This window comes from Priestia sp. YIM B13489 (assembly GCF_042787645.1).
In the GTDB taxonomy this organism is placed as follows: Bacteria; Bacillota; Bacilli; order Bacillales; family Bacillaceae_H; genus Priestia; species Priestia megaterium.
In genome coordinates this window covers 12,535-25,652 of sequence record NZ_JBHZOQ010000010.1, presented here as the reverse complement: position 1 = coordinate 25,652, position 13,118 = coordinate 12,535, and the positions used below count along the sequence as shown (strand labels likewise).

The following is a 13,118-nucleotide window of genomic DNA, read 5'->3' as shown; positions in this document are numbered from 1 at the left end:
TCGGTACATGATTACTAACGTAATCAATGTTACCTATAGGAAAGTATCTTGAAAAATTTAGGTTGTTTATTACTTAATTCCATTATATGCCTCATACCTTAGAGCTTCAAGGGATTTCCAGCGAAACTGACCTAATACCTAGTAGAAGTTTTACTACATAGACCTTTAAGGTCACATTTTTTAGAAAATCCTTATTTTAACTTCGTATTAGCATTACTATAAACCTATTAATTATGTATCATTAAACCTATTATTATATATTCGATAATGTATATACTACCCTGCTCTTTAATATCTCATCTAAGTCTTTAATAGAATTTTAATCACATCAAGATAACCATTGCCTTTGTTTCGTTCTTTGTATACACTATTTTTGACTATTCTGTAAGGGGAATAGTTAACTTCGTGAGTGGAATCAAGAAGAGATTTTATATCTTTTCTTGATTCTTTTTTTACAGAAATTAATCATCCCTTTTCATGAAAAGTTTGAACTGATTTAAGCTTGAATGAAGCTCAAAAGCAGAATGATTGTGATAGTGTTTGCGTCTTTGACGTGCAGATTGCTCACGTTCAATTTCAGCTAATTTAGCCTCCACTAACTCTCGATCTACTACCCTAGAAGCTTTCAATTCGTCCTCTAATTCCATGCCCATATGTGATAATGTAATTTCACCTAAACCCTCAATTTCTTCAACAAACTGTGTAAGCTGATCAGAACGATAATTCGCAAATAAACCCTTCATCGTGCCGAAAAGATACTTTAAGAAAGGTTCGTCACCCTGGAAGTCTCCTGCAACCATAGAACCTTTTTTCTCAACAGTTACTGCGACAGCATCCACGGCTAAGCGTAGATAGTCATCAGTAGCTCCAATAGAATGATAGGTAATCCCAAACGCCTTGAAAGCTAATTGAATCTTGCCCCAAGCACGGAAGATAAAACGCCCATCTACAAAACTAAGGTTATAAAGAGCACTAACGAACGCACTAGGCACATTCCCAGGGATAGGAGCAGGCTTAGAAAGAGTAGAAGACGTAGGTAAGATAACAGAGGTTAAAGTTTCTTTAGGAAGAGCGAGACTAGAACCTGTAGAGAGAGGTAGAGCCGTCCCACCCACCACCGTATCTTTAATTGTATTTGAATTGAACCCATTAATTTTAGAAGGAGTCTGCCCTTCTTTTTTTGACGCATCAGATTGCGTTCTATGAGCTTTTAATTCATTGACAATAGTTAACTCTGTCGAAGCTCCTCTTCCTTTACCAGAGACCTTTTTCGAAAGGATTTCTTGTTCTTCTAATCTAGCAACCACTTTTTTGAACGTGGCATAAGGGATTTTCTTTTCAGCATCAACACTTGAAGTGATTTGATCCGCAATGTCGCGCTGTGAACCAGATACTTGTCCTCCTTGTGCACGAATAAATGCTAATACGTCCCCTTCCCACTCTTCGATATGGCTATATGTACGTTCTTCACGTGGTTTCGCTTCTTCCCAAATGACATAGCTAAATAACATGCCCGATAACTCACGAATTTTTTTCGCAGATGGAGCATGGAAACGGCCATTATACGCACTCTTAACTTTACGTTTAACCTCAATTTGGCGCATTTGAGGCTTATTTTTTTGATTCCAGTTATGTAAGTGTGTTTCTGCTGTTTTTTCATCGTATCCAGCTGCCTTATAAGCAAGTGCAAGTGTGTAGCAAGCCGTATCACGTTGGCCTTCATTTACACCTTCTAGGATCTTTTGAACAGCAGGATGTTTTAAAAGAGATTCATAGCCTCTGCAGAATCCTTTTTTGTATGTATGTACGTCTTGTTGATCTTGTTCTTGTACTAGTTGGAACCAATCGCATAGTTCGTCAAACGATACACGTTCTTGTGAATGAAAGACTGTATTTTCATCTGTTGGTAAACGGAATAAACGCTCAGGACCCACAGCATGTACATCTCCATGAATCATTTCAGCCATACATGTTTGAATACGACTATAATGTGTATTTAGCTTATCTGAAGCCCGTTTTGGCTTCTCTAAAAACCAATGGATATGAAATCCTTTAGATGGTGTCTGAACGATTAAAGAAGGCATTGGAAGCCCTGCTTGTGTAATGGACTCTTGCACATCTGGAAGAGTCATCCCTTCGTTCTCCCCATTTTTTGCATCAATATCAATCGACATCGCATTGATCCAACGTAGCGTACTTAAACGGCGTAGATCATTGCGATAAAACGTATTTGGCGTAAAGTATGTATAGTCTTTGCTGACATTAAACAACGAACCATATGTACGAACAGCTTTTGTTGTCTCTTTCGTAAAATCTTTTGATACAAAAACCCACCCTAAACGGCTACTGTATCCGGTTTTTTGCTTTCGTGTTTGTTTTTTTAAATATTCCGTCAACTGACTTCCATAGATTTGTTGCGCAAGATTTCTCATTACATGTGTCCCTCCATTTACCCGGAAACACAAAAAGCGTCGTCTACCGTTAAGTGGTAAACGACGCTTTTATAGATAGAGAAACCCTATAAATTTAGCGTTACCTGTTCAAATTAATCACTCATAATATCTTGATTATATTTTCTACTTGTAGTAAAATTCCAAGTAGGAAAATACATTATGTACGTTGAATACGTACATTGAGTGAAAAGCTTGAGCAGCAGTTTACCGTAGGCATATTACGGTGAACGATTAGATAGGACGGCAATCCGATTCTAATCGCTTGAGCTTTTTGCTTTTTTTCCGTTCATTTAGTTGTACTTCTATGATACTGCTAAACTTAACCACTTTACAAGTATAAAATGAAAAAACATAACCATTTTATTCTAAATTATCTAATAACTTAGCGTCCGAGCAATCATATCTTCCACTGGTTTTCTATACCTTATCTCCCTAGAACATGTTATAATACTAGTGTATTATTTATCGAATATTATGTTATAAAGTTACACCTTTAATGCTATAGTCAATGTTCAAAACGCGTGAGATCTTTTAAGATTTTACGCGTTTTGTCATTTTTAAAATAAAATACTTTAGCATTAGCCTTATTGGATTTTATTATTCCTTAAAGAGTTAGGTTATACTTAAAACAAGGTTACATTAGTTGAACTTAAATCCATCTAAAGATTGGTAATTTCATATGTACATAAGTTTATACCTTTCAAGTTGAACTAACAAACTTCTCAAAAAAGCTATATATCAACATAATCACCTTTTAAGTTCAACTAGTTAATCCAATACACATAGAGACATCCAAATTTAGATTTTTAGTTTAACTTAAGTTAAACTAAAGTGTTTTCCCACTCATTTAACTATGTTTAAACACTATTATTAAAGTGTATAATAGGCACTTTTCACCTTTTAACATACGTATTAGCATTTGAAATAATTATCTTTACAAAAAACAACTAAAAAGATTTTGAATTTAAAAAGAGGATATATTATGATTTTAACGTAATAGTTTTCTATAAGTTTCAAATTAGGTTCTAACTATTATAATGCTGATAATCGAGTTTACATAAGTTTTATAGTTACATTGATAGGAAGAGAGGTAAAAACATGCATACTGATGATAATCAAGATGAAAAGCAAGGTTTTGAAGAACAAACCGAAGAACGCGAATACATTATAAAGGATATATCAGAAATTTTAGAAGAAGAGCCACATACCATACGTAATTGGTTAAAAGAACTTGAGGGCTATATTCCTTTTACGAAAAAGAAAAATGGATATCGTATTTTTAAAAAAGATGGGTTAGAAAGGTTTCAATTAATTAAACATCTAAACCGAGATCAAGAGTATACACTTAAAGAGATAGCTTTATACCTTGATACGGGAGGAGAAGCGTTTAAGCCTGTTCCAGAAATAAGTGCTGATTCGATATTAGCTGATGAAATGAGAAGGATGAGAGAACGGCTTGATCAGTTAGAAGAACGTGATAAAAAACGTGATGAAGTACTCATGAACTTAGCAGAACAGCTAACTAAGCAAAATACTTATATAGAACATACCTTACAAGAAAGAAATGAAAACCTTACTGCTGCCATGCGTGAGATGTTAGAAGGTAAAAAACTAACTGCAGTAAGTCAACATGAGGAGCAACCTACTAAGAAAGGTTGGTTCCAACGATTATTAGGTAAGTAAAGTTCCAGAAGCGAGCATTAAAAGAACTATAATTACTTCTTAGTAATCTTTACTTTTGAAAAATAAAAGAAGTTTTTGTGATTTTTTTAAAAACCTGATTGTAAAATGATATACTAAAACGCTTTTATCCCATTGTGCATAACAGAAAAGAGCCTTGTTCTTATAAGAACAAGGCTCTTTTTCTATAAAAATACGAATATCTTTAACAAAGACCGCCCATTATGTATTAGTGTATAAGGCGGTCTTAACTATATTCATGCTATATGTTTATGACAAAAATTCCGACATTATTCTGAAAGATGTCAGTTGCTTATTTTCCTTCATACGCGTTCTTTTCTTTTAGAATGACCTCCAATATCTTTTTACCTTCGGATGTCAAATAGACATCTTTTCGATTTAATAAAAAGAATGCTAATTCTTTTGTCATTTTATTCGCTCCATTCATGAGATTATGATGCCTTCTAGACGTCTTAATAAATGATATGAGCTGTAACTTGTACATTATTCGCATTTTTTTGCAGACAGTGAGAATATTTTTGCTCAAATTGGCAATGATGGTTATTAGCAAGGAGGTTTTAATTATGTCGTGGTGGAAAACCCCAAAACGTTCTAAGTTTGGAAAATGGCTTGATAGTAAAGGCGTAACACAAATAGACTTTGCAGATAAAAGTAAAGTTTCTAGGAGGACGGTTTGGAAGCTATACAACGAAAAAGATTATATTCCAAGCTCATCTACACTAAAAAAAGTAATGAAAACAATAAGAACAATAGATAAAAGTAAAAAAACAGATGATTTTTTTGATATTTAAACTAGCGATAATAAAAAAGCTTTAACATTATTTATAGTAAGGCTTTTATCGAAGGTTTTCATTTAGTATTTGATTGAAGTTACAATATGTGTAACTATAAGTTTTTACAGTGGATGTTTATAAATCCTTATACCTTTGTATGACCTCTTAAAAACTTAACAAATATACTTATTTAGATATACTTAAAAATACCTATTAATATATAACGGATGACCTATAATGTTTTTCATAAAACTAACTCTATAATTTAATGTGATTAGACGTCTAATCGATAAATTTCAACGTACAAAAAACACCTAACTTTTAATTAGATGCTTTTTGTTTTATAATGCTTCAAATACAATTTTAACGTTTTTATTTTCCGCAAACTCGCTTATATACTGTAGAATCGATTCCTTTAGTTGATAAAATCGTAGCAACTCAACTTTTAAGTCTTCTTTATTCGAATTAGTCAATTGTTGAGGCATGTTGTGCAAGGCATCAGCAATCAGACTAAGCAACAAGAAAATGTCATTATTTAAGTATTCCTCAAGTGCAGTATACATCTTGATCGAAAACAATTCTCTTTGAGCTGTCAATAAATTGGTTACATGTTGCTGCGCTCTTTTAACTAAATCCTCAACCGAACATTCATCTAGCATTTTAGCGAAATCAGTTGTAGTATTAACCTCACCCCGAAAGTATGGATTTCGAACGTGTTCTACAAACGTGTGGAATGACATTTTCTACTTCTCCCTTACATGTATTGATTATTACTTCACATACTTTTTTCCAACGTAACAACCTATATTTTATCATCAACTACTTCAAAATAAGCCTTTGGATACGACCCTATCCAATTAGATAAAACATCCTTATCCACTTTCACATCCGAAAAAACGTTGTAACCCCTTGCGTCAGCAGTCTCAAATCCGTAATATTCTTCTTCTTTTTTAATACTCAATCCCTCTTCCTGACCATCAAAGACACATACCAATTTTTTGAATTTGAATTCGATTTCCGTTTTTCGAATACTCATCCTTTTAATCTCCCATCCTGTGATTTTCCCTTATATTCGAGATTATCTCATATTTACATTCATTGCTCTACACGTCAGTTTACTCCCTAGTTGCCTTTCCGTCTTTTCTCTTCTCCAAATCATCTTTCTTACAAATTCCAAAATTGGCTCCAATACGTACATAAAGCCTGTATTAACGCGGTAACGCTACCAAAGTAGATACTGGATTAATGAACGAAGTAGAAAGCCTTTAGATACTATGTAGGTACCGCGGTAAGGTTGCTAACTTATGACCTTTTGACAATTTTAACGTAGCTAAAAGCCACTTAGTAATTAAAGTGGCTTTTTTATTTGTATGAAGATTAATTAAACACATCGAAAGGGGACCCATTCTCTTTTTGTCTTATTTCAATAGCTAAAATCCATTTATATAAATGAGCAAGTGTAAAGCCTGCTTTCTCCAAGTCATTTGGAAAATAGTCTGGATGATCGCGAAGCCAATAAAGACGTTCAAGAGCTTCCGGCATGGCTCCTAAACTATATAATGATTTACTCTTCACTTTTTTTCCTTCACGATAGGTTTTTTTAATAAACAAATACGTTTTTCCTTTTGCTTTTTGTTTTGCAAGATATCCAGGCTCTGTTGTTTTCCCTTTCATAAAACCAGCTCCTTTTTGGGCTTTACTACACATTTAGAATTTAAAAATGTAGTAAAACTCCCTAATTCTTCACACGTGAAATTTTTTACTCCAAGCAACAATACTAACAACTTTTTCGTATTCTTCTTTGCAATTATAATTATTCATAGTTTTCAACATTTCATTAGGGTATTTCAGAAAATGGCGTAAAACTAAGCAATAATAACTTTCTTTCATCTTTATTTTTAAATCCTTTCAAAATCAACATTTTATAATTATGCATTATACAATAGTGGATATACTATTGTAAATAAGTTTAACAATTTCAATTCACTATTGTATAATGAATTGAAATCAAGTTGGAGGAATGAACATGTTAACTATAAAGCCTAGATTGCGGGAGCTACTAAAAGAAAGAGGTCTAACACAAGGAAAATTGTCAGAAATGACAGGAATCCCACAGGCGAGTATTTCGCGTTTTGACAAAAACGAACAACATTTAGATTGGCATTTGTTTAGTATCGCCAAAGCCCTTGGAGTATCGATAGCTGATTTATTCAAAGTAGAAGAATGATTAGAAAGAAGGGAAAACCTTTGTCAAAGGGTATCAGTAAAAAGGAAATTAGGGAATTTTATAAGAATAAAGCCGGAATTAATATAACTGAAGACTTAAAAAAGAACTGTGCTAAATGTTGTTTTTTCAATACTATTTCAAAGTATTGTGGAGAACATAAAATCAAAGTAAAAACCAATGAAAGTTGCAATAGATTTAAAACCCAAAGAGCACATAAAATATTCTCAGGAGGATCTATTTCTCCAAAGTAATAAAGCAATCACTTTTAATATTTAACGCTACAATAAAAACGCCACTTTCATATTCTTAATTAAATTTGAATTAAGAATATGGAAGTGGCGTTTTTGTTTTCAGCTCTAGTACAAACACTTTAAAACTTTTTCAAGTCCTTTGCCAAGTGTAAGTGTATTGATAATAGTGAGTGAAAAAGCACATTTTAGGTATTAAGAGAAGAACAGTTCACCAAAAGATGAATCCGTGCTAAAACAAATAAGAATTAATCAATAAATCATAGGTCATTTCTACGACATGTTATTCTAAAGAAACTACCACCCGATATTCATTCAAAAGACCTTGTATTAGAACTGACATTTTCACTTTTCATGCCTATATTCCTGCTTTTCATATCTATTATAAAACATTAGATGAGAATAATTGTAATTTTTTTAGGTAAGAGGTTGAATAACTTATGTACGTACATTATAATGAAAAAGTTGTAAAAAAAAACAAAAAATTATCAAAATAAGGGGAATTTGATATGCCAGTAACTGAAAGAATTGTAATAGATGCTGATCCTTCTATAAAAAAAATGTTGTCTGAAATATCAGAAGAATACGGAAAAACTATGAAGGATGTGGTTTGTAGCTTAATAGAAAGCAAATATACAGAATTACAACTAAGGAAGCAAGAAGAAAAAAGTGAATATCTGCTTAACTTAAGTTTAGAGGATTTAAAAACTAGGATAAATTAAGAAATTATTATTACAGTTTCCGTTCACATTCTAGTTCTTTTGACCTTAATGAATAGAAATGCCAACGTTTTACCTTAGAATACATACTAAAACAATTATATCCATTTCAGAAAACGCTGAGCTATTTTATTTTGACTAGAACATAGAATCAATCAGAGAAGCACATGTTTTTCTCACATAGGGGTGTCATATGCAAAAAAATAGTTTCATGAAGGGATGTTTATGGGGGGTAGCCATTGCTGTTCCTATTTGGGTATTTATTATAGTTTCAATATACCATTTTATGAGATAGCAATGGTTAAAGGACAACGATAAGTTACCCCACAAGAGATTTCATCTTTACTTCAAAAGCACTCTATAAATTCACGGTATTTTTAGAATCTCTTTAAAACTTAAATAGTAGATGAATCATCTGACAATTCTATTATCTTATAAATTAGATTAGTACTTCTATTAAAATTTTATAACATACCTTGTGAAAAGATTAAGGTGGATTTTAAAACCCAACCTATAATCAAGGAATACTTAAAACTAAATCCTTTTTTGTAATAACTGTAGTTTTATATAAGATAAATTAAATTATTTTCTATTTAATAGTCTTGCTAAACTAAATTAATAAATTTTGGGGGTCATCATGGAAAAAACAATCAACCTAAAAGAGTTGCTTCAATCACTAAAGAAACGTCTCTTACTCATTATTATTATTACAGCTATTTTTACCGCAATAAGTGGAATAGTTAGTTACTTTTTTATAACACCAATATATCAATCTTCAACACAGATTCTTGTGAATCAAGCAAAAAGCAAGAATGAGGCTTATAGTCCTTATGAAGTACAGACCAACCTTCAATTAATTAACACCTATAACATTATCATTAAGAGTCCAGCTATCTTAGATAAAGTCATTAAAAAAGAGAATTTAGAAATGACTTCCGGACAATTGAATCAATTAGTTACTGTTTCAAACCAACAAGAATCACAAGTTGTCAATATTACAGTACAACAAAAAAATCCACAAAAATCAAAAAACATTGCAAATGCAATTGCAACAACATTTCAAAATGAAATTAAATCAATTATGAATGTTGACAATGTTAGCATCTTAACTAAAGCGGAAGAAGGTTCACTAATTAAGCCTAATTTAATATCAAATATGACCCTTGCTTTAGTAGTTGGACTAATGATGGGGGTAGGTTTAGCACTCTTGCTTGAGTATTTAGATAATACAATAAAAAGGGATAAAGACATTGAAGAGCAGCTTGGTCTTCCTGTCTTAGGTGGAATAAATATTATTAATATGGATAGCTATGCAAAGGGAAGAGATAGCAAAATAAATATTAGTGAAACAAGAGGTGATTCAATTGGCTCGTAAAGATAAAGCGAAGATTTTACAATTGCGAAATAGAAGTTTAATTTCTTTAACAAATCCAAAATCATCAATAGCTGAGCAATTTCGAACAGTTCGTACAAGTATTGAATTCTCAAGTGTTGACAAAGATTTACGCTCAGTGGTTATTACATCTCCGAGTCCAGAAGAAGGAAAATCAACAGTAACTGCTAATCTTGCTGTTGTTTTTGCTCAGCAAGGAAAACGTGTTTTGTTAGTCGATTCTGATTTACGTAAACCAACTGTTCATTATACATTCCATATCGAAAACCATGTTGGTTTAACTAATGTTTTGGCTAAACAAACAACACTTGAAAAAGCAGTGAAGACAACTAGGCAAGAAAATCTATGGATTTTAACAAGTGGGCCCATTCCACCAAACCCTTCTGAACTTCTTGGTTCAAGTAGTATGAATGCCCTATTGGAGAAGGCAAAGAATGAATATGATCTCATTATTTTTGATTCATCACCAGTGTTAGCTGTTACAGACGCACAAGTATTATCAAATTTAACAGATGGTGTAGTTCTTGTTATTAGTAGTGGGCATACACAGAAAGATTCTGCAAAGAAAGCAAAAGAATTACTTGAGAGTGCGAAAGCGAAAATTCTTGGTGTTGTGCTCAATAATAAGAAAGAACAGGATAGTCAACATTATTACTATGGAGAATAATAAGAAGAATCTACAGAAAGTCCATTGGAGGCAGGTAGTTTGATTGATATTCATAGTCACATTTTGCCCGGCATTGACGATGGTGCATTAACCATGGAAGATGCCGTTAGCATGGCTAAGCAGGCAGTCAATGAAGGGATTACAAAGATTATTGCTACTCCGCATCATCAAAATGGAATATTTTTCAACAGGCAACAAGATATTATAAAAAGAGTAAGAGAGCTCAATTGTGTGCTTCAAAGTGAGAATATCCCTTTAGAAGTTTTGCCAGGTCAAGAAACAAGGATTTATGGATCATTGTTAGATGATTTTGAGAAGGGAGATATTTTAACTCTTAATCACACAAACTACTTATTTGTTGAGTTGCCTTCTGGGCATGTTCCAAGGTATACAGAACAACTCCTGTTTGAGATGCAATTAAAAGGTTTAACACCAATTATTGTACATCCAGAGAGGAATGCTGAAATTATGAATAATCCTGAGAAACTACTTAATCTTGTTAAGAAAGGTGCACTTGCCCAACTTACGGCTGGAAGTTTGACAGGACACTTTGGAAAGAAGGTTCAGAGGCTTTCGGTGCAGTTAATTGAGTCAAATACTATACATTTTATTGCTTCTGATGCGCATAACACATCTACAAGAAGTTTTTTTATGAGAGAATCAATTTCTAAAATACATAAAGAATTTGGAAGTCAAGTGAATTATTATTTTCATCAGAACGCTGAGCTTATCGTACAGGGTCAACCTATATACAAGCAAGAACCAAGTAAAATTAAATGTAAAAGATTTTTAGGGATTTTTTAATTTTACAGATAGGAGAGAACTATGAGTAATTTTAATGAATTACCAAAAACAATAAAGAAAACAGTTCGCTATATCTATCAAGAAGCACCGTTAGAGAAATTGGTGGATATTCAAAAGGTAATAAATGATGCAATTGCTGCGAGGAAGATAGAAAGTAATCGTTAGACATTTATAGATATCTAATTAGAGAGTACAAGCGTTGTTTTTTTTCATTAGATATCTTTTATAATAAAATTTCATGTAAAGAAGGGGTCAAGTTGGGTTACTCAAAACGAGTGTCGCTGCTCATGGGGATGGATTCATTCATCGTCTTATTTTCAATATTTATTGGATATTATATTTTAAATCCTTATTTTAGTATTTATAGTCTAGAAATGATAATAATTAGTTCTTTGACCTTGCTTATAAGTCATCATGTGTTTGCGTTTATTTATCGTTTGTACCATAAGTCTTGGGAGTATGCAAGTGTAGGAGAGCTTGTTACCATAGTGAAATCTGTTACATTCTCTCTTGGGACTGCAGCTACTGTTCAGTTGCTTATAAGTGGGAATATCTATGTTCGAGTGTTATTCATCACATGGCTTTTACATATGTGTCTTATTGGCGGGTCCCGATTCTCCTGGAGAATCGTGAGAGGTCGGTTCATTAAGTCGAACGTAACGAAAAAGAATGCACTTATTATTGGAGCAGGTTCAGCGGGCACTATGCTTGTTCGCCAATTATTAAAAAATAATGATAGTAAACTAAAACCAGTTGCTTTTGTAGATGATGATACTGCAAAACAAAGACTTCAAATTTATGGCGTAACAGTACTTGGAAAAACGGAAAATATTCCCGAAATCGTGAACAGTAAGGAAATTGATCATATCATTATTGCAATTCCTTCACTTAGCAAACACGAAATTCAAAAGATTTACCAAGAGTGCAGTAAAACAAAAGCACAAACAAAAATTATGCCAATGATAGAGGACATCGTTACGGGTAAAGTATCTGTAAATCAATTCCGAGATGTACAGGTTGAGGATTTATTAGGACGTGATCCTGTAGAACTTGATATTCAAAGTATATCTAAGAAACTGTCGGGAAAAACCATACTTGTTACAGGTGCTGGTGGATCAATTGGTTCAGAGATTTGCCGTCAAGTAAGTAAGTTTAAACCAAAAAAAATATTGCTTCTAGGTCATGGTGAAAACTCTATTTATTCCATTGATATGGAGCTGAGAAATAGATATCAAAATGAATTTGAGATTATACCTATTATTGCTGATATTCAGGATCGAAATCGAATTTTTCATGTGATGGAAGAACATAAACCTAATGTTGTTTATCACGCTGCTGCCCATAAGCACGTGCCTTTGATGGAGTATAATCCGAAAGAGGCTGTAAAGAATAATGTGATGGGGACAAAGAATGTGGCGGAGGCTGCGGATACATTTGGGGTAGGCACTTTCGTGCTTATTTCATCTGATAAGGCAGTAAATCCATCCAATGTTATGGGTTCTACTAAGCGTATAGCAGAGATGGTTATTCAAGAGTTAGACAAGTATAGTCAAACAAAGTTTGTAGCTGTCCGTTTTGGTAATGTCCTTGGTAGTCGCGGTAGTGTTATTCCTTTGTTTAAGAAACAGATTCAAGTTGGTGGGCCGGTTACTGTTACTCACCCTGATATGACAAGGTATTTTATGACCATTCCGGAAGCTTCAAGACTTGTTATGCAAGCAGGAGCGCTTGCTAGTGGTGGGGAGATTTTTGTCCTTGATATGGGTGAGCCTGTAAAAATAGTTGATTTAGCAAAGAACTTAATTAGATTGTCAGGGTATACAGAAGAGGAAATTGGAATTAAGTATTCTGGGATTCGTCCCGGTGAGAAGATGTATGAGGAACTTTTAGGAAAGAATGAAGTTGACAGTGAGGCTGTGTTTCCTAAGATATTTGTTGGGAAGTCAGTTGAAGTGAATTATTCTCGAGTGATTACTTTGATTGAGAATTATAATGATTATGATTCAGAATATATTAGGAAATATGTTTTGGAATTAGCTAATAAGGAAGAAGAACTATTAATAACAAATACTAATTAAATTAATATAATTTATTAGGTTATATATAATTTCATTATCGTGAGGAGCAGCTTTT

The 13,118-nt window shown here is 33.0% G+C and carries 14 protein-coding genes; 10 read left to right on the top strand and 4 right to left on the bottom strand.

Annotated features, from left to right (window positions below):
* Positions 1-461: 461 nt before the first annotated feature.
* On the bottom strand, positions 462-2,432 hold the full coding sequence (locus ACFX4W_RS00555) for a primase C-terminal domain-containing protein (RefSeq protein WP_377558926.1): 1,971 nt from the start codon (positions 2,430-2,432) through the stop codon (positions 462-464).
* Between the two features lie 1,119 nt (positions 2,433-3,551).
* Between ACFX4W_RS00555 and ACFX4W_RS00550 the strand changes: the two genes are divergently transcribed.
* Complete coding sequence (locus tag ACFX4W_RS00550) at positions 3,552-4,136, top strand: MerR family transcriptional regulator (protein WP_050691493.1); 585 nt, start codon at positions 3,552-3,554, stop codon at positions 4,134-4,136.
* 581 nt (positions 4,137-4,717) lie between these two features.
* A complete protein-coding gene (locus ACFX4W_RS00545) occupies positions 4,718-4,945 on the top strand; it encodes a helix-turn-helix domain-containing protein (protein ID WP_050691492.1) in 228 nt (75 codons plus the stop codon).
* Positions 4,946-5,268: 323 nt separating this feature from the next.
* On the opposite strand, the gene ACFX4W_RS00540 is transcribed toward ACFX4W_RS00545, so the two are convergent.
* From ACFX4W_RS00540 to ACFX4W_RS00530, 3 genes are all read right to left on the bottom strand, one after another.
* Positions 5,269-5,667 carry a hypothetical protein gene (locus ACFX4W_RS00540; protein WP_377558924.1) on the bottom strand — a complete coding sequence of 133 codons (399 nt, stop codon included), beginning with the start codon at positions 5,665-5,667 and terminating at the stop codon, positions 5,269-5,271.
* A 62-nt stretch (positions 5,668-5,729) separates the two neighbouring features.
* Positions 5,730-5,963, bottom strand: coding sequence for a hypothetical protein (locus tag ACFX4W_RS00535; protein ID WP_377558923.1), 234 nt, complete (start codon positions 5,961-5,963; stop codon positions 5,730-5,732).
* 341 nt (positions 5,964-6,304) lie between these two features.
* Entirely contained in the window at positions 6,305-6,601 is a 297-nt protein-coding gene (locus tag ACFX4W_RS00530) for a hypothetical protein (protein ID WP_377558921.1), read from the bottom strand.
* A gap of 352 nt (positions 6,602-6,953) precedes the next feature.
* Between ACFX4W_RS00530 and ACFX4W_RS00525 the strand changes: the two genes are divergently transcribed.
* The 8 genes from ACFX4W_RS00525 (at position 6,954) to ACFX4W_RS00490 (ending at position 13,063) form a co-directional block, all read left to right on the top strand.
* The gene (locus tag ACFX4W_RS00525) at positions 6,954-7,154 is read left to right on the top strand and encodes a helix-turn-helix domain-containing protein (protein WP_377558919.1); all 201 of its coding nucleotides are present in this window, start codon (positions 6,954-6,956) and stop codon (positions 7,152-7,154) included.
* A gap of 20 nt (positions 7,155-7,174) precedes the next feature.
* Positions 7,175-7,405, top strand: coding sequence for a hypothetical protein (locus ACFX4W_RS00520; RefSeq protein WP_377558918.1), 231 nt, complete (start codon positions 7,175-7,177; stop codon positions 7,403-7,405).
* A 506-nt stretch (positions 7,406-7,911) separates the two neighbouring features.
* A complete protein-coding gene (locus ACFX4W_RS00515) occupies positions 7,912-8,124 on the top strand; it encodes a hypothetical protein (protein ID WP_377558917.1) in 213 nt (70 codons plus the stop codon).
* Positions 8,125-8,758: 634 nt separating this feature from the next.
* A complete protein-coding gene (locus ACFX4W_RS00510; RefSeq protein ID WP_377558916.1) occupies positions 8,759-9,496 on the top strand; it encodes a YveK family protein in 738 nt (245 codons plus the stop codon).
* Positions 9,486-10,181, top strand: a complete 696-nt coding sequence (locus tag ACFX4W_RS00505) for a CpsD/CapB family tyrosine-protein kinase (RefSeq protein WP_377558915.1) — start codon at positions 9,486-9,488, stop codon at positions 10,179-10,181. The genes ACFX4W_RS00510 and ACFX4W_RS00505 overlap by 11 nt, the downstream gene beginning before the upstream one ends.
* A 39-nt stretch (positions 10,182-10,220) precedes the next feature.
* Positions 10,221-10,985 (top strand): tyrosine-protein phosphatase, encoded by a 765-nt coding sequence (locus ACFX4W_RS00500; protein ID WP_377558913.1) that lies wholly within the window; start codon positions 10,221-10,223, stop codon positions 10,983-10,985.
* A 21-nt stretch (positions 10,986-11,006) separates the two neighbouring features.
* The gene (locus tag ACFX4W_RS00495) at positions 11,007-11,150 is read left to right on the top strand and encodes a hypothetical protein (protein ID WP_377558911.1); all 144 of its coding nucleotides are present in this window, start codon (positions 11,007-11,009) and stop codon (positions 11,148-11,150) included.
* 92 nt (positions 11,151-11,242) lie between these two features.
* On the top strand, positions 11,243-13,063 hold the full coding sequence (locus ACFX4W_RS00490; protein ID WP_377558909.1) for a polysaccharide biosynthesis protein: 1,821 nt from the start codon (positions 11,243-11,245) through the stop codon (positions 13,061-13,063).
* Positions 13,064-13,118 lie beyond the last annotated feature (55 nt).